This is a genomic window from Ruegeria sp. AM2 (assembly GCF_056540685.1).
Genome location: NZ_JBQFXE010000007.1, coordinates 136984 through 161689, shown reverse-complemented (window position 1 = coordinate 161689; position 24706 = coordinate 136984). Strand labels below are relative to the sequence as shown.

22 protein-coding genes are annotated in these 24706 nt (G+C 57.3%); 6 read left to right on the top strand and 16 right to left on the bottom strand.

The genetic code is table 11. From position 1 onward, the window contains the following. Genes ACR0CR_RS14235 through ACR0CR_RS14220 form a run of 4 tightly spaced genes read right to left on the bottom strand, consistent with a single transcriptional unit; the run spans position 1 to position 3032 of the window. Positions 1-831 carry an amidohydrolase family protein gene (locus ACR0CR_RS14235; protein WP_480600121.1) on the bottom strand — a complete coding sequence of 277 codons (831 nt, stop codon included), beginning with the start codon at positions 829-831 and terminating at the stop codon, positions 1-3. Next, on the bottom strand, positions 828-1256 hold the full coding sequence (locus tag ACR0CR_RS14230) for an RbsD/FucU family protein (RefSeq protein ID WP_480600119.1): 429 nt from the start codon (positions 1254-1256) through the stop codon (positions 828-830). The genes ACR0CR_RS14235 and ACR0CR_RS14230 overlap by 4 nt, the downstream gene beginning before the upstream one ends. Next, the gene (locus ACR0CR_RS14225; RefSeq protein WP_480600117.1) at positions 1246-2298 is read right to left on the bottom strand and encodes an aldo/keto reductase; all 1053 of its coding nucleotides are present in this window, start codon (positions 2296-2298) and stop codon (positions 1246-1248) included. The genes ACR0CR_RS14230 and ACR0CR_RS14225 overlap by 11 nt, the downstream gene beginning before the upstream one ends. Next, the gene (locus tag ACR0CR_RS14220; protein ID WP_480600115.1) at positions 2295-3032 is read right to left on the bottom strand and encodes a GntR family transcriptional regulator; all 738 of its coding nucleotides are present in this window, start codon (positions 3030-3032) and stop codon (positions 2295-2297) included. The genes ACR0CR_RS14225 and ACR0CR_RS14220 overlap by 4 nt, the downstream gene beginning before the upstream one ends. Before the next feature lie 83 nt (positions 3033-3115). Between ACR0CR_RS14220 and ACR0CR_RS14215 the strand changes: the two genes are divergently transcribed. From ACR0CR_RS14215 to ACR0CR_RS14190, 6 genes are all read left to right on the top strand, one after another. Then, complete coding sequence (locus ACR0CR_RS14215) at positions 3116-4669, top strand: UxaA family hydrolase (protein WP_480600113.1); 1554 nt, start codon at positions 3116-3118, stop codon at positions 4667-4669. Between the two features lie 41 nt (positions 4670-4710). Next, positions 4711-6237, top strand: a complete 1527-nt coding sequence (locus tag ACR0CR_RS14210; RefSeq protein ID WP_480600111.1) for a sugar ABC transporter ATP-binding protein — start codon at positions 4711-4713, stop codon at positions 6235-6237. Beyond that, positions 6234-7241: an ABC transporter permease gene (locus tag ACR0CR_RS14205; protein WP_480600109.1), complete on the top strand. Its 1008-nt coding sequence runs from the start codon at positions 6234-6236 to the stop codon at positions 7239-7241. Before ACR0CR_RS14210 ends, ACR0CR_RS14205 begins: the two co-directional genes overlap by 4 nt. A 41-nt stretch (positions 7242-7282) precedes the next feature. Then, the gene (locus tag ACR0CR_RS14200) at positions 7283-8227 is read left to right on the top strand and encodes a substrate-binding domain-containing protein (protein ID WP_480600107.1); all 945 of its coding nucleotides are present in this window, start codon (positions 7283-7285) and stop codon (positions 8225-8227) included. Positions 8228-8403: 176 nt separating this feature from the next. Beyond that, the gene (speB, locus tag ACR0CR_RS14195; protein ID WP_480600105.1) at positions 8404-9375 is read left to right on the top strand and encodes an agmatinase; all 972 of its coding nucleotides are present in this window, start codon (positions 8404-8406) and stop codon (positions 9373-9375) included. A 264-nt stretch (positions 9376-9639) separates the two neighbouring features. Continuing rightward, positions 9640-10326: a hypothetical protein gene (locus ACR0CR_RS14190; protein ID WP_480600104.1), complete on the top strand. Its 687-nt coding sequence runs from the start codon at positions 9640-9642 to the stop codon at positions 10324-10326. Positions 10327-10452: 126 nt separating this feature from the next. Here ACR0CR_RS14190 and ACR0CR_RS14185 read toward each other — a convergent pair whose 3' ends face one another. From ACR0CR_RS14185 to ACR0CR_RS14130, 12 genes are all read right to left on the bottom strand, one after another. Then, on the bottom strand, positions 10453-11670 hold the full coding sequence (locus tag ACR0CR_RS14185; RefSeq protein WP_480600102.1) for an aminopeptidase P family protein: 1218 nt from the start codon (positions 11668-11670) through the stop codon (positions 10453-10455). 161 nt (positions 11671-11831) lie between these two features. Further along, a complete protein-coding gene (locus ACR0CR_RS14180) occupies positions 11832-13043 on the bottom strand; it encodes an ABC transporter permease (protein WP_480600100.1) in 1212 nt (403 codons plus the stop codon). A gap of 5 nt (positions 13044-13048) precedes the next feature. Then, positions 13049-14323 (bottom strand): ABC transporter permease, encoded by a 1275-nt coding sequence (locus ACR0CR_RS14175; protein ID WP_480600099.1) that lies wholly within the window; start codon positions 14321-14323, stop codon positions 13049-13051. Between the two features lie 70 nt (positions 14324-14393). After that, on the bottom strand, positions 14394-15485 hold the full coding sequence (locus ACR0CR_RS14170) for an extracellular solute-binding protein (protein ID WP_480600098.1): 1092 nt from the start codon (positions 15483-15485) through the stop codon (positions 14394-14396). Between the two features lie 102 nt (positions 15486-15587). Beyond that, on the bottom strand, positions 15588-16688 hold the full coding sequence (locus tag ACR0CR_RS14165; RefSeq protein WP_480600096.1) for an ABC transporter ATP-binding protein: 1101 nt from the start codon (positions 16686-16688) through the stop codon (positions 15588-15590). A gap of 132 nt (positions 16689-16820) precedes the next feature. Further along, the gene (locus tag ACR0CR_RS14160) at positions 16821-17534 is read right to left on the bottom strand and encodes a maleate cis-trans isomerase family protein (protein WP_480600095.1); all 714 of its coding nucleotides are present in this window, start codon (positions 17532-17534) and stop codon (positions 16821-16823) included. After that, positions 17531-18676, bottom strand: coding sequence for a M24 family metallopeptidase (locus ACR0CR_RS14155; protein WP_480600093.1), 1146 nt, complete (start codon positions 18674-18676; stop codon positions 17531-17533). The genes ACR0CR_RS14160 and ACR0CR_RS14155 overlap by 4 nt, the downstream gene beginning before the upstream one ends. Then, positions 18673-19716, bottom strand: a complete 1044-nt coding sequence (locus ACR0CR_RS14150) for a pyridoxal-phosphate dependent enzyme (protein ID WP_480600091.1) — start codon at positions 19714-19716, stop codon at positions 18673-18675. The genes ACR0CR_RS14155 and ACR0CR_RS14150 overlap by 4 nt, the downstream gene beginning before the upstream one ends. Before the next feature lie 201 nt (positions 19717-19917). Further along, the gene (locus tag ACR0CR_RS14145) at positions 19918-20964 is read right to left on the bottom strand and encodes an ABC transporter ATP-binding protein (RefSeq protein ID WP_480600090.1); all 1047 of its coding nucleotides are present in this window, start codon (positions 20962-20964) and stop codon (positions 19918-19920) included. Then, complete coding sequence (locus ACR0CR_RS14140; RefSeq protein WP_480600088.1) at positions 20964-22211, bottom strand: MGH1-like glycoside hydrolase domain-containing protein; 1248 nt, start codon at positions 22209-22211, stop codon at positions 20964-20966. Before ACR0CR_RS14140 ends, ACR0CR_RS14145 begins: the two co-directional genes overlap by 1 nt. 5 nt (positions 22212-22216) lie before the next feature. Then, positions 22217-23425, bottom strand: a complete 1209-nt coding sequence (locus ACR0CR_RS14135) for a carbohydrate ABC transporter permease (RefSeq protein ID WP_480600086.1) — start codon at positions 23423-23425, stop codon at positions 22217-22219. Next, positions 23425-24657 carry a carbohydrate ABC transporter permease gene (locus ACR0CR_RS14130; RefSeq protein WP_480600084.1) on the bottom strand — a complete coding sequence of 411 codons (1233 nt, stop codon included), beginning with the start codon at positions 24655-24657 and terminating at the stop codon, positions 23425-23427. The genes ACR0CR_RS14135 and ACR0CR_RS14130 overlap by 1 nt, the downstream gene beginning before the upstream one ends. Positions 24658-24706 lie beyond the last annotated feature (49 nt).

Here is a 24706-nt window from a genome sequence, read left to right as displayed (position 1 = left end):
TCAATCCCTGAGGTTATATGCCCGGGCGGCATTGCCACCCATTATTGCTTGGTGCTCCGCGCTGCTTAGGTCACTCAGCAGCAATTCGGTCGTTTCCAACCAGCGCTCGTAACTGCTGGCCAATGTGCAGACTGGCCAGTCACTGCCCCAGATCAGGCGCGACGGGCCGAAGGTGTTCAGCAAGTGGTCCACGTAAGGACGCAGGTCTTCGATCGTCCAGTCCGCGGTGGCCTCTGTCACGAGGCCGGACAGCTTGCACCATGCGCCGGTATCTCGGGCCAAGGCGGCCATGTTGTCAGACCAATCCCCTAAGACTGCGTCTTTGATCAACGGTTTAGATCCATGGTCGATCACCACGCGCAGATCAGGATGACGGCCAAGGAGCCGCTTGAGCGGGACCAGATGCTGGGGCAGCGTCAAGGCGTCGAATGTCAGGTCGTGCCGCTGTACCGCATCAAAAGCCGGTGTCAGTGCGTCGCCGAGCATCCACTCGGGATCGGCGATGTCTTGTATCATTGGGCGAAGACCGACCAATGCCGGGTGGGCGACCAAAGCGGCAATTTGCCCGGCGGCGTTGTCGGCTTCGAAGTCGACCCAGCCCACAACACCTCTGATGAATGCGGTCCGATCAGCCAAAGACAGCAAGTATTCGGTCTCGGCCACTGTCGGCGCGGCCTGCACCAGAACCGTTCCGTCAATCTGTGCTTCCTTGATCAGGGGAGACAGATCGTCCGGTTCGAAATTCTGGTAGATCGCGCTCAGTTCGGGTGTCAACCAGCCATAGTCGCCGCGCGTCAAATCCCAAAAATGTTGATGGGCGTCGATTTTCATTCAATCACGCCTTTTTTCAGAATGATATTGCCATAGAGCCTGCGTTCGCCGGTTTGCACGATGGCAAAAGCTTTGGCAGCGCGATCATAGAACGCGAACCGCTCCAACCCTTGCGCTTTGGTTGGGTTGTCGGCCGTTGCGTCAATGATGCGCTGAAAGTCGGCGACAGCGTCAGGAACCGCCTTCGGATCACCGACCACCTGCATGGTCAATGCCGGATCGGGTACGAACGTGTCCAGTGGCATCACGGACAACACGGCCTGCAAAATTTCACTGGCCGAAGACCCATCGGCCCGAATGCAGTCCGGACCTGTGCTGTGGCCCGGAAAATTCGCGTCCGCAATCACAATCTCATCCCCATGGCCCATGGTCCGCAGGGTCCAAAGCAAATCCGGCGACAGGATCGGGTCGATGTTACGCAGCATCTGCGGCCTCGCTTGGCAGGGGTGCGTCGGGACGGATCAAGCCTTCGGATCTGAGGTCCGACCACAACCCCGGAGGAATGTCGCGCTCCATCAGGGCAACGTTGGATTGTACTTCAGATGCGCTGACGGCCCCGGGGATAACTGTCTTGACGCAAGGATGACCCAGGACAAACTGCAGCGCCGCGGCAATTAGCGGCGTGTCATGCGTCTGGCAAACGGCTTCAATCTTTCTGACCCGGTCCAGAATATCCTCGGGCGCGTCTGCATAGTTGTATTTGGCGCCGGGAACTGCCCCGGTTGCGAGAATGCCGGAATTATACGGTCCTCCGAGAATAATTCCGACATCCCGTTTTTCGCAAAGTGGCAAGAAACTGTCGAGGGCTTCCTGCTCCAGCAACGTATAACGCCCGGCCAAAAGGAACCCGTCGAAATCTCCAAGGCCCAAAAGTTTTTCACAGACCTGCCATTCATTCACGCCCGCGCCGATGGCAGCAATCTCACCAGCATCGCGCAGTTCGACCAGCGCTTTGTAGCCGCCGCCATCAAACAGCTCGCGCACCTTCGCGTCCGACATTTCCTGACTGCCCTGACTGAAAACGCAGACATCATGCACCAACAGGATATCCGCATTTGCGACACCAAGGCGTTCGCGGCTGGCCTCGTAGGACCGCATGACCCCGTCATATGTGTAATCAAACACGATGCGTTTTTGCGGGACATCCACGAAAGCCTCAGGCGTCACCTCATGCGGCTCACAATCCAGAAGCAGTCGGCCGATCTTGGTTGATAGTTGAATATTCTCGCGCCCAAACCGGGCAATCGCCTCGCCAAACCTGTGTTCGGATCGGCCTAGCCCGTATTGCGGCGCGGTGTCGAAGAATCTGATGCCTGCGTCATACGCGGCCTGCAAGGCCGCTTGCGCATCATCATCGGATACTTTTCTATACAAGTTCCCCAATGGTGCGCCGCCGAAACCCATTTGGGTCAGGGCTACGGGCCGTTGGGTACGGTTGTTCAGTAGTTCTGTCTGGGAAACGGTCATCCTGCCTCGCGATCTGGCTGTGGGGTGAGGTTGAACAAGTGTGGCTTTTGCTGTTTCAAATGCTCGATACGCGGCATCAATTGTCCAAGGTGAGTGCGCATAGCGTCCTGCGCGCCTTGTTCATCCTGATTGCTTATGGCATCGAAAACAGCCCGGTGTTCCGCCAGTGTCTCGGCGATCCGTCCCGGCGTCGGCAACAACAGCATACGGGCACGGCTGACTTGCAAGGAAACGGTTTGGGCGACGTCCGCAAGGCGGCGGAAGCCGGTGAATTCCATTAACAGGCCGTGGAACTCTTCATCGGCCTGATAGAAGCCGGGGACATCTTCATCTTCGATCAACAATTCTTGCAGGCGCATGTTGCGGCTTAGCCGCTTGCGTTGATCATCGGTCAGGTCCAGTGCAACTTTGGCGACTGTCGCCAGTTCAAGCGCCTCGCGCAGGAAAACGCCTTCGCGAATCTCGTCCATCGAAAAGTAAGACACACGAGTGCCCGATTGCGGCACCACATCCACCAATCCTTCCGAGGCCAGCCGCGCAATCGCATCGGCGACGGGTGCACGCGACACGCCCAATCTCTCGCATACAGGTGCTTTACGGAGATTCGCGCCGGGCGGAAAATCCAACGATAGAATCGCTTGTTTCAGTGAGTGGTGAACCCGCTGAGTCAGCGACCCTTCGGCTGTTGTGATCTCAGGAAGCAGAGCGGCGTTTATGTCTTGTTGCCTATTCATGTTGACTGATTAGCATTCTAACATGTTAGTTGACAAGTAATGATTTTGGGCTTAGCAGAGTGAGCCAAGCAAGCGGGGAAAAGATGCAAGCACAAAGCGGCATAAGTGTTTTGGAAGGGGCAGAGCGCGACGTCTTAAAGCTCAATCCACACGACAACATTGTCATTGCATTGCGGGACTTGGAGGCAGGTGAGCGACCTGCATCTGTGCCGGTGCCGCTTGTGGCATCGGTATCGCGTGGCCACAAGATAGCCATTGCCCGAATCAAAGCCGGTGAAAACATTATCCGCTACGGACAGATCATCGGGCAGGCCAAAAGTGATATCGCCCCGGGTGAGCATATCCATGTGCACAACCTCGGTATGGGCGCGCATCAGCAAGACTATGCACATGCCAGCGCGAACGCTCCGCTGGCGGCGCTGGCCGAAAGCCGGACATTCGAAGGCTACCACCGAACCGACGGCAAGGTGGGTACGCGAAATTACATCGGAATTCTGACCACCGTGAATTGCTCGGGCTCTGTGGCGCGCTTCATCGCCGAGGCTGCGGAAAAATCCGGGTTGCTGGACAGTTTTCCAAATGTGGACGGCGTGGTGCCGATAGTGCATGGAACCGGTTGTGGCATGTCCGGCAAGGATGAAGGCTATGCCACTTTGTTCCGAACACTGGCCGGTTACGCGCAGCACCCCAATTTCGGGGGAATCCTGTTGATTGGCCTTGGGTGCGAAGTGATGCAGGTGGCCGACCTTGTCGGAGATCGCCCAATCCGCGCGGATGGCGCGCTGCGTTATATGACCATTCAGAACGAGGGCGGTACACGTCGCACCATCGAGCGCGGGCTGCAAGAACTGCGCGGTATTGCGGAGCTGGCCAATCAGGTCGAACGTTCCCCGGCGCCGATCAGCGCCATCACAGTGGGTATGCAATGTGGCGGGTCAGACGGGTACTCGGGGATCACCGCGAACCCGGCGCTTGGATATGCCTCGGATCTTCTGGTGCGCCATGGCGGCACAACGATCCTGTCGGAAACATCCGAGATTTATGGGGCAGAGCACCTGCTGACCCGTCGGGCCGAGACTGTAGCTGTCGGCGAAAAACTGATCGAACGTATCCATTGGTGGGAAGACTACACTGCCCGAAACGGCGGCGAGATGGACAATAACCCAAGCCCCGGCAACAAGCGCGGTGGTCTTACCACCATCCTTGAGAAATCTCTTGGTGCGGTTGCAAAGGGAGGCACCGCGCCGCTGCGTGGGGTCTACAAGTTCGGTGAGATGATCGACAAAAGCGGTTTTGTCTTCATGGATAGTCCGGGTTTTGATCCGTGTTCGGTCACTGGACAAGTGGCCTCGGGCGCAAATCTGATCGTGTTCACCACCGGCCGCGGCTCGGTTTCGGGGTATCAGCCGACGCCTTGCATCAAGTTGGCGACAAATTCGGAAATGTATACCCGTATGGCCGATGACATGGACCTGAACTGCGGCGACATCGTGACCGACGGAATCAGCATCGAGGCCAAAGGAGAAGAGTTGTTTGAAATTCTGATCCGCGTCGCCTCGGGCGAAAAGACAAAAAGCGAAGAACTTGGCTTTGGGGGCGTCGAATTTGTCCCCTGGCAAATCGGCGCGGTGATGTAATGGACGTTTGGCCCAACGGATAAGGGCAAATGGGAGGAAAGATGACGAAATTGGTCGAAATGGCGGGGATTGATAAATTCTTCCCCGGCGTGCACGCGCTGAAATCCGTGCAGTTCGATCTTGAACCGGGCGAAGTTCACGCTGTGATGGGCGAGAACGGGGCCGGAAAGAGCACGTTGATGAAGATTCTGTCGGGTATCTATCAACGAGACGGCGGTACCCTGAAAATCGAAGGTCACGAGGCCAGCCCCACAACCCCGCGCGCAGCGCAGGATCTGGGCATTGGGATCATCCATCAGGAACTGAGCCTGATGAACGATCTGACGGTTGCTCAGAACATCTTTATCGGGAGAGAGCCGCGCAAGAGCTTTGGGCGTCTGGACGAGGTCGCGTTGAATGCGCAGACCGCCGAAATATTCGCATCGATGAACCTAAACCTTGATCCCAAGGCTTTGGTGGGCAGTCTGACCATTGCAAAACAGCAGATGGTCGAGATCGCCAAGGCATTGTCCTTTCGGTCCAAGGTTCTGGTTATGGACGAGCCAACGGCCGCTCTGAATGACGCCGAGATTGCCGAGCTGTTCGTGATCATTCGCCGCCTCAAGGCCGAAGGTGTTGGGATCGTTTACATCAGCCACAAGATGGACGAACTGAAGCAGATATCTGATCGCGTGACAGTCATGCGCGATGGGGAATATGTGGGAACAGTGCGAGCCGCCGAAACGCCGATCACGCAGATCATCGCCATGATGGTGGGCCGCGAAGTCAAAGAAGAACCGCTTGACGTTCCTGATCTGGGTGACGCCGAGATGTCCCTGCAAGTCACCGGTTTGAACCGGGACAAAGAGATTCAAGATGTCAGTTTTTCCGTCCAAAAGGGCGAGATTCTGGGCTTTGCCGGACTGATGGGTGCAGGTCGTACCGAAGTCGCACGCGCCATATTCGGGGCTGATCCAAAGGACAGCGGCGAAATCCGGGTACATGGGCAAGTGGTATCGATCAAAACTCCGACTGACGCCGTCAAGGCTGGGATCGGGTACCTTTCCGAAGACCGAAAGCACTTTGGTCTCGCCACAGGTATGAACGTGCGCGACAACATCGCGCTTGCGTCGATGGACTTGTTCACCGGTGCAGGCGGAGTTTTGCACGACGGCGAAATCAGTGACACCGCCAAAAAATATATTCAGCAGCTTGGCATTCGAACACCTTCCGACGTTCAGGAGGTCCGGCTGTTGTCTGGCGGCAATCAGCAAAAGGTCGTCATCGCCAAATGGCTCCTTAGGGATTGCGATATTTTGATATTCGACGAGCCGACGCGCGGCATCGACGTTGGCGCGAAATCCGAGATTTACAAACTGCTGGAAGAACTGGCGGAACAAGGCAAGACGATCATCGTGATCTCGTCGGAATTGCCCGAGATCATGCGCCTCAGCCATCGCATTGCGGTGATGTGCGAAGGGCGGCTGACCGGGATTCTGCCCGGCGGCCAAGACACCACTCAGGAAGACATCATGCATCTGGCCACGCAGCGAGCGGCGGCGATGCAGGTAACAGGGGCACCACAATGACCGCGGCAACAGACGTCGAAAAGAAAAAACCACTCGCGGGATTGTCCGACAGCAGCGCGTATCAAAAGCTGCTGGCTTTTGCCAGTTTGATAGCGCTGCTGATCGGCTTCTCGATCGCATCGCCGAATTTCATGCAGACCTCGAACATGATCGCCATTCTGCAGGCGACATCTGTCAATGGGGTGTTGGCTGTAGCAGCGACGCTGGTCATCATTACCGGCGGCATCGACCTGTCCGTGGGGACATTGATGACTTTCTGCGCAGTGATCGCGGGCGTAGTGCTGACCTATTTGGGGATGCCACTATTGCTGGGCGTGGCTGCGGCCATTGCTGCGGGCGCGTTCTGTGGCCTCTGCTCGGGTACATTCGTCGCAAAGATGAAAATTCCGCCCTTTATCGCCACCCTGGGCATGATGCTAATCCTCAAAGGCCTGTCGCTGGTGATCTCGGGCACTCGACCGATCTATTTCAACGACACGCCGGGCTTTGACCAGATCTCGCGTGGGTCGCTGATCGGAGAGGTCTTCCCGGCGCTGCCCATTCCGAACGGCGTGCTGATCCTGTTCCTGGTGGCAATTGCGGCATCCTATATCCTCAGCCGCACGGTTTTGGGCCGCTACACATTTGCTTTGGGTTCGAACGAAGAAGCAGTGCGCCTATCGGGTGTGAACACGGACGCATGGAAGATGCGCATCTATGCGCTGGCGGGTGCAATCTGTGGCATCGGCGGCATCTTGATTGCTTCGCGTTTGAATTCGGCGCAGCCCGCGCTGGGTCTGGGGTACGAGCTTGAGGCCATTGCGGCTGTGGTGATCGGCGGCACGTCGCTGTCGGGTGGACGCGGCACCATTTTGGGCACTCTGATCGGAGCACTTATTATGGCAGTGCTGACCAACGGGCTGCGTGTCCTGTCCGTGGCGCAGGAGTGGCAGACGGTTGTCACCGGTGCAATCATCATTCTGGCGGTCTATGCTGACATGGCGCGGCGCAAAAAGTCCGGCTGAAGAAACTAACAACAAAACGACCAACTGTGGAGGAGAAAAACATGTTTTCACGTCGTTTCATTCTGGGGGCGCTGAGCGCCGCCACCCTTGCAGCCCCGGCTTCGATGGCCACTGCCGAGGAAATCTATATCCCGCTGGTGTCCAAAGGCTTCCAGCACCAGTTCTGGCAGGCGGTGAAATCCGGCGCGGAACAGGCGGCTGACGAGTTCGACGTCACGATCACGTTTGAAGGCCCGGACAATGAGACCATGGTGGACCGCCAGATCGACATGCTGGCTGCCGCTCTGGCCAACAATCCCAAGGCGATCGGCTTTGCTGCACTGGACAGCCAGGCGGCGATCCCGCTGCTGCGTCAGGCGAATGACAAGGGTATCCCGATCATCGCATTCGACAGCGGCGTCGACAGCGATATCCCTCTTTCGACCGCAACAACCGATAACCTGGCTGCTGCTGGTCTGGCTGCCGACAAAATGGCAGAGAAACTCGGCGGTAAAGGCAAAGTCGCCGTGGTGGCCCACGATCAGACCAGCCGCACCGGCATTGATCGCCGCGATGGCTTCGTCAACCGCATTGCCGAAAAATACCCTGACATCGAAGTTGTTACAGTACAATACGGTCAGGGCGATCATCTGAAATCGACCGAAGTGACCAAGGCGATCCTGACAGCAAACCCTGATCTGAACGGTATCTTTGGCACCAACGAAGGCTCGGCCATCGGTGTGGTGAACGGGGTACAGGAGCTGGGCACCGAGGGTTTGATCATCATCGGCTATGACAGCGGCAAAGCTCAGAAAGACGCAATCAAAAGCGGTCTGATGGCAGGCGCGATCACTCAGAACCCGGTCGGAATCGGCTACGAAACAGTGAAGGCTGCGGTCGCGGCACTGAACGGAGAAGAGGTTCCAGCCCTGATCGACACCGGCTTCTTCTACTACGATGCCTCGAACATTGACGATCCGAAGATCTCGGCCGTTCTATACGACTAAGATCAACAACTCACGGATGCTGACCCGCCCCCAATGGCGGGTCAGTTTCGTTTTGCGCCCTTGATACCAAGGCAGTCAAAGCCGACACTCGATGGAATTTCGGGTTACGTGAAAGAGTTTGCTCGACTAGATTGCTCGTGTGACATCCACGCGCAAATCTTGGAAAGGGATCGCTCTTGCAGGATCACGGTTATGACTCAGGCAGGCTGAATCTGCCCTTCGTCGGGATTTCGACTTTTACCAAGTCTCCTTACGTTCAGGACTGGGACGATATCGATGCTGATATCGCCATTCTGGGCGCGCCGTTTGATTTTGGTACCCAGTGGCGGCCCGGGGCGCGGTTTGGGCCGCGGGCGGTACGAGAAGCTTCAACGCTGTTCAGCTTCGGCCATGCCGGGGCCTATGATCACGAGGATGACGCGACATATCTGGATAGCTCGGTGCGGATTGTCGATCTGGGCGATGCGGATATCATCCACACCAAAACTGACGAGAGCCATGCCAACATTCAGTTCGGGGTCGAGAAGATCCTGAACGCCGGTGCCTTGCCGGTCACCATTGGCGGGGATCATTCAATCAACATCCCCTGCATCAACGCCTTTGCCGAGGATTGCGCGCAGAACGGGCCGATCCATGTGATTCAGATCGACGCGCATCTGGATTTCGTCGATGAACGCCACGGGGTGACCGTCGGGCACGGCAACCCGATGCGACGGGCGATCGAGAAAGATTATGTCTCGGGCATGACGCAGTTGGGCATTCGCAATGTCTCGTCCACTGCGAAGGAGGGGTATGAGGATGCCCGCGCGCGCGGGTCGGATATCCTGTCGGTGCGGCAGGTGCGCAAACTAGGACCCGAGGCGGTTCTGGCGCGTATCCCGCAAGGTGCGCGGTATTATGTGACCATCGATATCGACGCGTTCTGCCCGTCGATTGCGGCCGGTACCGGCACGCCCAGCCATGGCGGGTTTCTCTATTACGATGTGCTGGAGATACTACAGGGGCTGGCCAAGCGCGGGGACGTCGCGGGCATCGATCTGGTCGAAGTGGCCCCGGCCTACGACCCGACCGAAAGCACCCAGATTCTGGCCGCGCAGCTGTTGCTGAACTTTCTGGGGTTTATCTTTCACGAACGTGCGCTGCGGTAAGGGGGCGTTTGTCGCAACTGCCTTTCGCATTTCGTAATGCAGTTGGGCGAAGCTACTGGGAGCTGAGCGTCCGCGAAGCGGGCAAAGCTGCAGTTCGTCTAGGAACGATCAACGTCTGCTTTAACTAAATCAACCTCCCCCAGAGACTCTTAAAGTTAAGCACGCGAGGAATGTTGATTATTGAATTCGGTAAAAATTTTGGGTGGTCAACCAAGTCCAAATATTTCAGCATGATTCAGAGTGATAAATGAAGGCAATACTACGTTGAAGACATCAAAGTTCACTACTTTCGCCCGCGAAGCAATTGCCTCATTGACGATTGAATTTAAAAGCCAGCCCTTATCTTGGATCGCCAATATAGCTACCGTCTGTGGACTAGGAATTGCGATATATGCACTCGTTAATCCTGCAACGGTTGCAAATTATCTTGAAAAAATTTCGGACGCCACTAATTCCAGTGCGACTAGCCTTGCTTCAATTGAGGCGGATACACCGATTATTGCAGAGGGTTCGCAGCGTACAGCGAATGCTACTGAAACGTTGGCGGCAGCATTGAAGCTACGACCAAAATTCGCGGCACAGTTCTTCAAAGACTCCAACCCTCAGTTACAGCTAACACTGAGCAATCAAACATTACAGATACTACGTGGGCTTGAGATTTTTGCAGTCTATCCAACTAACAAAACTAGCAAGCTGGGGCCATTTGTTTTGCCGCCGACGGAAGATCTATTGATCAATATCGATGGGGAGATGCCTACGCTGCTATGCTATGGGTATGAAACTGACAACCCAAGTAAGCAATTCTTAATCGAAATAAGGACTTTAACACGATTATCCGGATCGGTTCGAGAAGCAGGTGGATGGGACGGCTCTTTTGCTAACGTGGCAACTTCACAATACCGGTTCGTCACTTCGATCAGCAATACGCTGAACAAGGAATGTCGAATTTAACGGCCATTCGTGATCCCTGTAGCATTACACATGTCGGGCTCGGAGCGGACAATGCGCTCCGAGCGTTATCATCGCTTGGCTGCACCTCTCACGGAGAAGCACTGACCTTGAACCCTACGTGTTCTCTTACGCACCGATGATGTTGTGGCCGGGGCCGTAAGGGAAGCCCGTGATGTTCTCGGCCCCGTCGTCGCCAACCACGAGGATATCGTGTTCGCGGTAGCCACCCGCGCCGGGTTGGCCTTCGGGAATCCAAAGCATCGGTTCGATTGAAACGACCATGCCGGGTTCCAGCGCCGTGTCGATATCTTCGCGCAGTTCCAGACCCGCCTCGCGCCCGTAATAGTGGCTGAGGACACCGAAGGAATGACCATAGCCGAAGGACCGGTATTGCAGCAGGCCCTCATCTTCGAAGAAGCGGTTGATCTCGGCGGTGATGCCGGAACAGGTGGCACCGGGCTTGATCAGGCTCAGGCCCAGTTCGTGGGCTGCGACGTTGGCCTTCCAGATGCGCAGGCTTTCGGCGTCGGGTTCGCCCAAAAACAGGGTCCGTTCCAGCGCGGTGTAATAGCCCGAGATCATGGGGAACGTGTTCAGCGACAGGATATCGCCCTTTTGCAGCGCGCGTTTGGTCACCGGGTTATGCGCGCCGTCGGTGTTGAGGCCGGACTGGAACCAGACCCATGTGTCGCGGTATTCGGCGTCCGGGTAGGCGCGGGCGATCTCGGCCTCCATCGCGTCGCGTCCCGCCATGGCGATCTCGATCTCGGTTGCGCCTTCGCGGATGGCGGTGTGGATGGCGGCTCCGCCCACGTCAGCGGTTCGGGCACCGCCCTTGATCAGCTCAATCTCTTCTGCGGATTTCACCATGCGGGCGGCCATGGTGTCGGGTGCGATGTCGATCAGTTCGGGCTGACCCAGCATCGCCAATGCCGTATCGCGCGCGGCCAGGGTCATGTGATCGCTCTCGATCCCGATCCGTTTGGCACCTGCTATCAGGCTGGCGACCGCGCGCCAGTAATTGTCGCGCTTCCAATCGGTGTAGATCACGTTGTCCTCGACCGAGCGCCGCCATGGCTGACCTGCGTCGATATTGGCCGAAACGGTGGCGCAGGCGTCCTGCGTCACCACGCAGCCATAGGGACGGCCAAAGGCGCAGTACAGGAAGCCCGAGTAGTAAGCGATGTTCTGCATCGAGGTCAGCAGAACGACGGGAATGTCTCGCGCAGCCATGATGGCGCGCAGTTTGCCAAGGCGGCGGTCGTATTCGCCCTTGCTGAACGGCAAGGGGGCCTTGTCGCCATTGTGGCAGGTGAAGAATTCGGGGCGTTTTGTGTCTGTCATAACAGTTCTCTCATCTATGCCGGGCGGCAACACCCGGCCACTTGTCCCGGCGTTCAGGACAGGCGGTCTCGGGGTCCGAGAGCCGATCACCCCCGATGATGCCGCGACGCCATCGCGGCTGGGGTGAACGGGTGAATCGTTAAATCAGGTGCGCCTTTGCGTCAAGCGGGGGAGAGACCCCGCAGACGCTCGGACCGGCGGCGAAGCAACTCGACCGTGGTCAGCAGCGCGATCGACAGCACAACAAGGATCGTTGCAACCGCCAGAATGGTTGGGCTGATCTGTTCGCGCAGTCCGGTGAACATCTGCCACGGCAGCGTTTTCTGGCTTGCCGAGCCGACAAACAGCACCACGACCACCTCGTCAAACGAGGTGATGAAGGCAAACAGCCCCCCCGAGATCACACCCGGCAGGATCAGCGGCATCTGGATCTTGAAGAAGGTCCGCACCGGCCCCGCACCCATATTCGCCGCCGCCCGCGTCAGCGAGCGGTCAAAGCCCACCAGCGTTGCGGTCACGGTGATGATAACAAAGGGAATGCCCAGAACGGCGTGGGCAAGGATCACCTTCACATAGCCTACGAAGTTTTTATTCATGCCCAGCGTGCCTTCCATGAAGCGACCGATATCGCTGTAGAAGAAGAACATGCCAGTGGCGGAAATGATCAGCGGCACAATCATGGGTGAGATCAGGATGCCCATGATGGCGCGACGACCGGGAACGTGGCTCTGGCTCAGGCCAATTGCTGCGAGTGTGCCCAGCGAGACCGAGATCACTGTCGCAATCGGCGCGATGATCAGCGAGTTCTTGAAGCTGCGCTGCCATTCATTGTTGGTGAAGAAGTCTCGGTAATGCTTCAACGAATACCCCTCGGGGTCCAGCCGTAGCATCTCGGGCGTGAAGGTAAAGAAGTCTTGCGCGTTGAACGAAAGCGGCAGAACCACAAGGATCGGAGTGATCAGGAAGACGAAGATCGCGCCGCAGATCACACGGAACAGATAGTGATAGAACACCTGTTTTGGCGTCAGGTAGGGCAGCAATTTCTGACGATAACGGCCCTCATACAGCCAGAAGATGAACCAGCTGAAGAACCAGCCGCCAAGCAGGCCCAGAACGCCGCCCATCGGGCCCGAAAACAGAAAGCCCGCGACGCCGAAGCCGAGGATGGTGATCCAGCGGGCCAGCTTTTCGTTCTTGAGAACAGTGATGTAGACCCAAGCCAGTGCGGCGATCAGGGCCGCCCCGGCAAAAATGCCAAGAAAGACCGAGCCATTGCCCGCGCCAACAAAAACCCCGGCGAAGGCCCCTGCCAGCGCGACGCTGGGCAGGACCATGGACAGAGGTTTGCGGGATATCGGAGTAAGTGCGGCCATGTCGATTATCCCAGCTTCACGTTATCAATGCCGACGATCTTGTCGTAGACCCAGTAGAGCAGCAGCACGACGCCCAGCAGGATCGTCCCCAATGCCGCGGCCAGTCCCCAGTTCAGCGAGGACGAGATGTGGTAGGCAATTCGGTTCGAGATGAAGACACCTTTGGTGCCGCCCACGATCTCGGGCGTGATGTAGTAACCAATCGCCAGAATGAACACGAGGATCGAGCCCGCGCCGATGCCCGGTATGGATTGCGGGAAGTAGATGCGCCAGAAGGTCGTCCAGTTGGTCGCGCCCATGGATTTCGCCGCGCGGGTGTAGGAGGGCGGAATGGTCTGCATTACCGAATACATTGGAAGGATCATGAACGGCAGCAGGATATGCGTCATCGCAATGATGGTACCGATCTGGTTGTTGATGATCACCAGCCTTGCATCATCTGCCACTAATCCCAACCAAACCAGCGTTTCATTGATCACGCCCTGTTGCTGCAACATCACCTTCCATGCCGAGGTGCGCACCAGAAGCGAGGTCCAGAAGGGCAACAAGACCAGGATCATCAGCAGGTTCGATACCCGCATCGGCAGGGTCGCCAGCAGGTAACTGACCGGATAGGCCAGCAAGATACAGGACGCGGTGATCACCAGTGACATGAACAGGGTGCGCCCAAACAGTTTGATCAGGATCTGCTTGTCCTCGGGCTGCGATTGCGCGCCTTCGGGTGTGCGGCGCATGTCGACCGCGTTCAGGAAATAGCCGTTGGTCACAGCAGGCGAGTGGGTCTTGATCACCGCCCATGTCTGCGGCTCACCCCAGCCTTCGTGAATCTCGATCAGCTGCTCCTTGAACGGTCCATCCGTTTCTGGGTCCAGCTTACCAAGCTTGCGTCCTGACCGGCGGAACAAAGAAGACATCCCAGTTTCTTCATAGTTCAGACGCGAGCCGAGACGCGTATGTGTCTTATTGTCGACAGCGATAACCATATCGCGGACAAAGGCGTCATAGACGGCCTCGTCCGGCAGTTCGCCGCTGGTCTCGTCCCAGTTTTGCAACGCCTCGACCGTCAGCGGCAGCGTTTCTTCAACGATGCTGTTTTCCACCGACCGGAACAGCATCGACGCAATCGGCACGATGAACGAGAAAAGAACAAACAGCAAAAGTGGAGCAATGAGCATCAGCGCGCGCAGCTTTTGCCGCCGCAACGAACGTGCCAGCGATTGCTTAAGCGGCGTTCCATCCGCTGCCAGCATAGGTCCGGCGTTTTGGCTTGCGTCAGTCATCGATGCCCCTTGGGTTTTCTTGGGTCCGGGGGCGGCGTACCGCCCCCGAATGTGTCGAAATTTCAAGCACTTACTGCGCCAGCCATGCCTGGAATTTGGCTTCGATATCGTCGCGGTAGTCGGCCCAGAACTCGTAGTTATACAGGAACGTGTTCTTGGCGTTCTCCGGGTCGGTCGGCATGTGTGGTGCCATATCGATGCCCAGTTCGGCGTGCTGACCCACCAGCGGAGCCGACGAAGCGCGGGCCGGACCGTACGAGATGTACTTGGCCTGATCCGCCAGACGCTGGGTGTCGGTTGCGAACATGATGTAGTCCAGCGCGCGCTGCTGACGCTCTTCGCTCAGACCGGCCGGGATGATCCAGCCGTCCAGGTCAAAGATCTGCGCGTCCCACAGCATGGCGACGGGCTGTTTCTGCTCTTCGATGACGCTGAACAGACGGCCGTTATAGGTTGAACCCATGACGATTTCGCCGTCAGCCAGAAGTTGCGGCGTGTCAGCACCGGCAGACCACCAAACAACATCGTCTTTGATCGTTGCCAGCTTGGCCAGTGCCTGATCCTGTCCTTCGGACGTTGCCAGCACATCATAAACGTCATCTTTTGCGACGCCGTCACAGATCAGAGCCCATTCCATGTTGTTGATCGCGCGCTTTTCCAGCGAGCGCTTGCCGGGATAAGCCTCGGTGTCGAATACTGCACAGACGTCAGTCGGCGGAGTGTCACCAACCAGATCAGTACGATAACCGAAAGTGGTGGAATAAACGATCTGCGGGATGAAGCAGTCGCTCACCAGCAAGTCGCCAAAGTCATCCGCAGCCGAAGTGCCATCGGGCGCAGGCGCCAGCATGGTGTCAGGGTCGATTTCCAGCGCAAGACCTTCGTCGCACAGACGGATCGCATCCGCCGCCACAACGTCAACAACGTCCCAGGTGATGTTGCCCGCTTCGTTCATCGCGCGCAGTTTGGCCACCGCTTCGGCCGAGCTATCGTCATTCAGGATGGTGACGCCGGTCTTTTCCGAATAGGGCTCGTGATACGCCTTAAGCTGCGATTTGGAATAGGCGCCGCCCCATGAGACGATGGTCATCTCTTCGGCAGAAACGCCACCGGCCGCTGTTGCCAGAGCCGCTGCAGTCAGCAGTGTCTTTGTTGTTTTCATGTGTTACTCCCAGTACTTCCCGTTTGTTGTATGGTCAGCTGACGCACGGGTTTTCGCCAGCCGGTCCCTCAGTGAAACTGCGCTTGTACCGCGCGGTTTGGTCTATGCGTCAAGCGCACGACAGTCCTTGGCCAGCCAGCCGATATCGATCTCTTGACCGGGCTGCAGGCGGATGGCATCGGGGGCGTTCCGGGTCTTGACGATGAACTCGTCATTGCCGGCGACCGACATTCGGAAGCGGAACACGTCACCCATATAGATGAATTCCTTGACCGTCGCCTTCAGCGTATGCGCATCGGCATGCAGACGGTCCTTGTTGAATTCCACACGTTCGGGGCGGATCGAAACCTTGGTCCGTTCGCCCGGATTGTGCACGTTGATCGGAACCGCGTCGATTTCCGAACCGTCATCCAGTTGCACCAGACAGGCATCGCCGTCGATCGATTTGACCACACCTTCCAGCGTGTTGTTTTCACCGATGAACTGCGCGACGAAGCTGTTTTCAGGTTCTTCATACAGTTGATCCGGTGGCGCAAGCTGCTGAATGCGGCCGTCGTCGAACACCGCAACCCGGTCGGACATTGTCAACGCTTCGGTCTGGTCGTGGGTCACGTAAACGGTGGTGATGCCCAGCTCATGCGCAAGGCGCGTGATCTCGAACTGCATATGCTCACGCAGCTGTTTGTCGAGCGCGCCCAGCGGTTCGTCCATCAAAACCAGTTCCGGTTCGAACACCAACGCGCGCGCCAGGGCGATCCGCTGCTGCTGCCCCCCCGAAAGCTGCGCCGGGCGGCGATTGCCAAACGCACCCATCTGCACCATGTCCAACGCGCGTTTGACCTTGGCTTCGCGGGTGGATTTGTCGAGTTTGCGGACCTCCAGCGGGAACGAGAGGTTCTCGGCCACCGTCATATGCGGGAACAGGGCATAGTTCTGGAACACCATCCCGATACCGCGTTTATGCGGAGGGATGTTGTTGATGGGTTTGCCATCCAACAGAATCTCGCCATGTGTGGCAGTTTCGAATCCGGCAAGCATCATCAGGCAGGTCGTTTTACCTGATCCGGACGGCCCGAGCATGGTCAGGAATTCGCCCTTTGGCATCGCCAGGTTGAGATCTTTGACGACAAGGTTCTCACCGTCATAAGATTTTTGAACGCGTTGAAATTCAACAAACGCGGCGTCGTTATTTTTGTCGGTCACAAGACCCCCTGTTGCGTCAAATGATTATCCGGGTGGGCCGAATTTCATTGATCTTCTCGTGCATTGTTGCCGAGGCTAGCAAATGCTCGCAAGTCCGTAAAGCGGGTGGGTTATCACGAACGTCGTTTTGGATCAGGTTTGCGACATATTGAGGCGCTTCATGTGCCAGGCCAGACTTTGGTTGCTGGACAGCACAGGTTTGCCGATGCGAGCCTGGATTTTTGGGATGGCCGCCATCGTTCGCAGGTTAGTACAGCTCAGAAAAACCGCATCAACCGCATCGTCCGAGCCCAAACGAACTGCAGCCTCGACCACGGACTCGGTTGATATTCGCACCACCATGGCCTCTTCGGATTCGCCGAATGTACCGAATAAGTCCATATGTATGCCAAATTGTGCGAACGCCTGACGCAAATGTGTGTTCACCTCTTCGATGTATGGCGAGAGCAGAGCGAACCGATCCACGCCATGATCGGCGGCGCACGCGGCAGCGGCCTTCAGAGGGTTTGTAACGGTGGCCGTATTGCAGGATTGCTTGACCAATCTTTCGACCTGGTCTGAACCGATCACCGAGCTTGCCGATGTGCAGCCATAGCCCACGACGCGGTAGGGCCGTGCTTTGGGTAAAAGATCTGCAGCTGCTGGCAGGTCTTGCTGCATTTGCGACAGCGTATCGGTGCTGACATTGGCCCCGCTCGGAATTCGGGTAACGTAGATGGGGCTTGGGTTTTGCGCGAACAGGGTGTGAAATTCTGGTTCGATGGTTTCATCTGTCTGCAGTACGATCAGGCCCATTGGGCTGATGCGCGGATCATCTGGATCGATGGTATAGGGCAGGGTGGTCATAGTTGAGGCAGGTCCGGTCCAATGCGCGGGCTTAAGTATTGTGGCGCAGCGTTTGTGATCAGAATGTTTTCTTCATGCACCAGAATTTTGCCGTTCACTTCGATGCCGGGTTCCAGTGTCAGGACCATGCCAGGCAACAGTTCGGTATGATCGGTTGGGATCAGAGACGGCCATTCCGTCAGTGACATCCCAAGCCCGTGCCCCAAACGTCCGGCCTCGGTACCGTCGATGCCACCGGACAACACAGAATTCATCGTTTCGAACAAGTCTGCCGCTGTCTTTCCGGGCCGGGCCTGCGCAAAAGCAGCATCCGAAGCTTCGATCAATCGGGCATGGGCGCTGCGGACAGACGGGTCCGCAGACCCGACGGACCAGTTTCGATCAAAGTCGCAGAAGTACCCGTCCCATACCAAACCGGTGTCCAGCATTAGAACGTCACCGTGTTTCAGAGGGGTCGTGCGTGCCGGGGAAATGACGTCTGTGTACCCGCCGTGTTCGGCGCCGCCTGCAAGATACGGTACCCAGTCTGCACCTTCCTCCAGACAAACCATTTGAAACTGCCGAAAGACCGCGTCCAGTGTGGTTTCAGCATGGGCAAATTCGGGCACACGAGCGAAAGCCCGACCGCCAATCTGGCAGGCGGTTCTGATCTTATCGATTTCGGCGTCGGATTTCACCATCCTCAACTGACGCATGATCCCGCGATCGGAGTCGATCTGCCGCGTTCCGATGGCTTTGCGAACGCGATTGAGGTCCGCCAGTGGCATGCGCAGATGGGTTTCATGCCCATCCGGCGTCCCAATGATCCCATCTGTTGGCGTCAGCTCGGTCAGCGCATCAGCCAGCAACGTAACGCCGTCATCTTGCAGGTCAGGCGACACCCAGGTCCGGACATCCCGAATCCAGGTTTTTGCCATAAGGGCGGCCCCGATGGACGGCATCACGGCGACCGGCTGGCCTGAGATGGGCACTATCAGGAACCAGGGGCGCGTGGGGCTTTCCCAGAACCGGGTCAGAAACCCTGTAAAGTACCGGATTTCAGGTTCGGTTGTCAGCAACAGAGCAGACAGACCGTGGCGCTCCATCATGGCTTGCGCCCGCTTGGTGCGCGTTTCGAATTCTGCCTGTTCAAAGCCCCTCATTCGGCGGTCTCTGACAGGATGCACAGAACGCGGGCTTGAGGGCCGATGCCAATTGCGGCTTTGGCATGTAGGTCCATAACAGCGGCCAATCCGGCACCGCCGGATGCGGTCGTGTGCAGCCCGGTCCGCGCCATCGCTTCAAGCTGCCCTGCGACTTCATCGTCGGTCAGCGTAAGAAACAGGTCTGCGTCTCTGGCCAACCCGTTCAATGCGATTAGAGAGGGTTCTTTGCAGTCCAGCCGTCCCATGATGCTGTCTGGTCCGTCGGCAAAGACACATGTCCCTTGTTCGATACTGGCCTGAAGAGCGGGTGCCGAGTCTGGTTCGACAACGACGATCTGGGGATCATCCCCCCAAACTTTTCGGGCGTAAGCTGCGACGGCTCCGGCCAATCCACCCACACCGGCCTGCAACAGAATGTGCGTGGGCGGTTCGGGGCATTGCCGCGCCGCTTCTGCGGCCATTTGGAGATACCCCTCCATCAGAACATAGGGGGCATCAAAATAGCCCTCCCATGAACTGTCCGACAATAGAATCCAGCCGTTTTCTTCAGCCGCCTGACTTGCAGCAAGCATACTTGCGGCATAGTCCTCTCCGCTGCGGACGACTTTGGCTTTTTGTTCACGCAGTCGATCAGCAAAGGAGTCGGGCACAGTTTCCGCGATAAACACCACGGCTTCGGCACCAAATACTCTGGCGCCGGCAGCAACGCTCATCCCGTGGTTTCCGGCGCTCGCGGTGACATAGGTTTGCCCGGTCAAAGTTGTTTCGTCTGGAGAAGAAGATTTTTCGGCGGCGTGGCGGGCGATGACGTATGCCGCACCAAGCGCTTTGAAAGAGCCCAGGTTCATCCGGGATCGCTCATCTTTCACCCACAGATGCGCCACTGGGGCTAAACCGTCGGCATTGACCAGTGGTGTTTCCCTGGCGGCCGGGCATAAAGCCAAAAGATCCGACACGCGTTGCGCGTCTGTCGAAGGATACGGAGCTGAAGCTATGAGCTTCGCGCCAGCACGATGTGAGTTTTTGACAATCCGCATTACACCTCCGAAATGCTGTTGTCCCGACGTGAGCCAATTGCGGTTTGACTGTCAACCTCGGTGTTGCAGCGGCACAACTTGGGATACGCCTCGGAGAGTGCATTTACGTGTCAGTTTTGGCGCATTTGCTTATCCCAATCCCATCTGACGGTTCCTAAGTGGGTGGTTGATCAGCGGCGCACTCCAACACTCGCCGAGGTTTCAGAGGGCCTGATCGTTTTCGTCAAAGAAATGGAGCTTCTCAGTTGGAAACTCCAGCCCGATTTTGTCACCCGCCTTTAAGTCCGTGTCTCCGCTCAGGCGCACCGTCACCATCTCTTCCTCACCGCTGTTCACGATCAGAAATGTATCAGCGCCAAGATACTCGATGACCTCGATCAATCCGTCACTTTGACCCAAACCGGGTTGTGTCAGTCCTATATGTTCCGGGCGAATGCCCAGGTGCTTGGCCTGGCCAGTACGGTCATAAGTACCACTGCCGCCATGTTTCAACTGATAGGTATCACCGTCGGTTTCACAGGGCATAATGTTCATCTTAGGGCTACCGATAAACTGAGCCACAAACAGGTTCGCGGGACGTTCGTACAATTCCCGAGGCGTGCCGACCTGGGCGATCTTGCCAAATTCCAGAACCACGATCCGATCCGCCAAAGTCATGGCCTCGACCTGATCATGCGTCACGTAGATCATCGTGCGTTTAAGGCTTTGGTGCAGTTTGGCAATCTCATACCGCATCTCGACCCGAAGTGCGGCGTCCAGATTTGACAGAGGTTCATCAAACAAAAAGGCGGTAGGGTCCCGCACAATCGAGCGTCCGATCGCCACTCGCTGCCGTTGTCCACCAGACAAGTCTTTCGGGCGGCGTTCCAGGTAGGGGCCAAGCTTCAGAACATCGGCCGCCGTGCCAACGCGTTCGGCGATTTCCGATTTTTGGACACCTGCCACTTTGAGTGAAAAGCCCATGTTTTCGGCCACCGTCAGATGCGGATAGAGCGCATAGGACTGGAACACCATCGTCAGTCCCCGCTTGGACGGGGGGTGGTCCGTGACGTCTGCGCCGTTGATATGTAAGCCCCCACGCGAGATATCTTCGAGACCGCCGATCATGCGCAACAAAGTGGACTTGCCGCATCCCGATGGGCCGACGAAAACGACGAATTCGCCTTCGTTGATGCTTAGATCGATACCTTTGATGACCTGCGCTGTTCCGAACCACTTTTCAACGGCTTTCAGTTCAATGCTACCCATCAGTTCCTCCCCGCCCAGTGCAGCCAGACAGCGGCCGTCCAGGTGAATGAATTTCCGCCTGCCGGGCTGCCGGTCAGCGGATCGTAGTATTCTGCAAACCCGTTGCCGGAAATCAGATCCGAGGTTTTGCGACGCAGTGTTTCAGCTTCGGTTGCGTGCCCCATGTCAGCCAATCCAAACCCGATCAGCATGTTCATGAACGCCCATGTCGGTCCGCGCCAATATCTGCGCTGATCGAATTTCGGCATGGTTGGGTCGTAACTGGGAACAGAGTAGGGAACGGCTTGGAGCGTTGCGTTAAGGCGTTGCAACATCGGTTGCGAGTCAACACCAGCGTACCAACACAGATACGACGCGTTCGATATGCTGCCCGCCCATTCACCAGACAGTGCATCGCGCGAGTCAAACGAACCGAGATCGGCGTTCCACAAGGATCGCGCACCGGTGTCCAGTTTTTGAATGTCGTCCACCAACCCATCGGTGGCAACGTTCAGCCCATTGCTGATCGCCAAGAGGTCACGGGCGGCGCGCAGGGTAATGAAGGTCATCGTCGGATCAGCGACCCGGAACGGGTTCAGACTCAGCAGTTTTTGTTGATCCCATTCGACCTGACACCCGATCTGAACCAGTTTGATATATCGGTCATAGTCATATTTGGTCGGCCGGTCGTCGCTGTTGACGTGGCTGGTGTCGCGGCGCTGATAGTCTCCGACGCCAGAAGGATCGACCCCTTCCATCGCAGCATCCCAGTCCGGGGCGTTGTCGCGGCCCGCCTCCCACGGATGTGTGGTGCAGACCGCTCCGTGATCATCAAGCCGCCATTGCATAATCCACCGGTGCCAGGCCAAAAGGGCAGGGAAAAGTGCGCGGATGCGCGCTTCACCAGCAGCCTGATCCTTTTCCCAGATCTTTCGCGCCACGGTGGCAGCCACCGGCGGTTGGATGATGCCAGAGGACGGGATCGGCCCGTGCCCACCCCAGACATCCGGTCCGGGGAAATACCCGTCATCCTGCTTGTGGAACAGGATATGCGGAACCATACCGTCGTCCCATTGGCCCGAAAACAGGGTCTCCAGCTCGACCCAGGCCCGGTCGATGTCGAACTCGGCAAAGCCAAGGGCCGCAATCGCGCTGTCCCAGTTCCACTGGTACGGGTACAGCCCCGCAGTGGGGATGGTATAGCCGCCGCGATCATTGGCGATCAGGATGTTGCGCGCCTCGCGGTCGGGGTTCGTGTGTAGGTTCATCTCAGTCATCCTTTGACAGACCCCGCAGTCAGGCCCTTGGTCATGAAACGTTCAAGCCCGAGGAACAGCGCCATGATCGGTACGGTGGCAATCACCGCACCGGCCATCAGGTGCTGTCGGGGAATTTCCGAGGAGTTCAGCATCGTGACGCCTCGGGTCAGGGTAAATTTCGACGGATCGTCAAGCAGCATGAAGGCCAGCAAGAACTCGTTCCAGGCGATCATGAAGACATAGAGCGACACTGACGCCAGTGCGGGCAAGCTGAGCGGCAGGGTGATCTTCCAGATCACCGCCAGCCGCGACAGACCATCCATCAGACCGGCCTCTTCGACCTCGGTCGGTAGTCCTCGGAAATAGCCCTGCAGCATGTACAGCGCGACCGGGATCGTTGTGACCGGGTAGATCATGACAATGCCGAGGATCGAATTGCGCAGGCCCGTCAGCGAGAACGCGATGTAGATCGGCAGTGCCAGAACGATCATCGGCACCATGTAGATCAGCAGGATCGAGCGTGAGAATGCCTTTTGACCCTGAAACCGGAACCGCGCGACAGCGTAAGCGCCGGGGACGCTGAACAACAGGGTTATGAATACGGTCAGGACCGAGACATAGAAGGACGTCCACAGATAGGTGCCGAAATTGAAGTCGCGGAACAGCTCGGTATAGCTGCGGAACAGGGCCGTGCCTTGCGACAGGTCGACCGAGAAATCCAGTGGGTTCTGCAGCAGCGCCTGTTGCGATTTCAGGCTGGTCATCACCATGACGTAGAATGGAATAACTACAATCGCCGTAAAGAAGATGTATCCAAATCCGGTGCAGAACCGGATCACCGCGTCCTCGAATTCATGGCGGGTCAGCGTTCCAAACGGAGTATCCCTCAGGATCGCCGTCAGGGAAACATGGGTGACGACTGCCATGGCGACAACCGTAACCAGAACTGCCTGAAGCGAGGTGTCCGACCCGATCAGAACCGGCCCAAACCCGGTCAGGCAAGAGAGACCCAAAAGGGCAGAGACGCCCAATCGTGCAAGTGCGCGCTGCGCTGGGAAGCGAACATAGACCAAACCGGCGACTGCTCCCCAGATCAGGCAGAGCAGGACTTGGGGTCGAAACGCCGCGCCGGTCGAGAAGGACATGGTAATGGCGACTGTTGTGGCGATAACAACCAACCAAAGCGCGCCCAGAACCGGGCCGGTGATAAATCCTTTGCGCATCACAGACCCTCCTCACGGCTGATGAAGCGGAAGAAGACGAAACTAAAGGCGATCAGGCACATCAGGATTACAACCGCCACGGCCGCGCCCGCGCCGATATTCGAGATGGCGAACGCCTGTTCATAGACGTTTACAGTCAACGTGCGGGTGCCCGCATTGCCGCCGGTCAGCAGGAAGATGTCGTCGAACTTGTTGAACGTCCAGATGAAGCGCAACAGGAACAGCACCGACAGGATACCCAACAATTGCGGGATGCTCAGCAGCCAGAACTTCTGGAAGGGCGAAGCCCCGTCCATATCCGCTGCCTCATACATGCTGGAGTCGATGGATTGCATCCTCGCCAGGATGAACAGGAAGGACAGCGGGAAATAGCGCCAGATCTCGAACACGGTGACCATGATCAATGCGAGCGGGCGTTCGCCGAAAAAGTTGATCGGCTCATTGCTCAGGCCCATTTGAACCAACAATGCGTTGGCCGAGCCCGAAAACGGGTCGAACAACGTGACCCATGTAAAGGCCACGGCAATCACCGGCGCCACGTAGGGGAACAGATAGAGCCCTCGGATAATCCCTTGCCCTTTGAAGCTTTTGTTCAACAACAAGGCCGCAAACAGACCCATCACCAAGGCCCCGATTGTGCCAAACACCGTGTAGAACAGCGTGACCCACAACACGCCCCAGAATTCGGATCCGTCAAAGACGCGGGCATAGTTTTCCAGGCTGAACTCAAAATTGGTCAGAACGCTCGGCCCGCTGCCGGTTACGTCGGGCTCCGAACCTTCGATCAGGTCTTCGAAGGTGTCCGGATCACCATCCAGAGTGACCGGGATGCGAATGCGTTCCCGTTGTCCGCCTTCCAAAGTGCCAAAGTCGCAAAACAACGCCTGACCTTCCAGCACACAAGGAGCCAGAACATCGCCAGCGGTCACACCGTCGGGCAATACATCCGTCACAGTCACGCCCGTGACGGCGATCTCCTGACTGGAATTGCGCACACGGTATTCGATCCGCAGATCATCGCCTGATCCACGCAGGCTTTCTCGGACAACCGGCGCAGGGGGTCGCAGGTCGGACAGGGTGAACGGTTTGAAGCTGATCCAGAAGATCGCCAGCAAAGGCAGGATCACCACAAGCGAAACACTGATCACGGTCGGAGCAAGCAGCGCCCAGGCCAGACGCGCCTCGCGTTTGGCAAGCGCCCCGGTTCCGGTCGGTGGGGTGGCCGAAGACATGGGTTGACCTCAGAGGGTTGGGTGCAGCGACGCGAACGCCGCTGCAGGT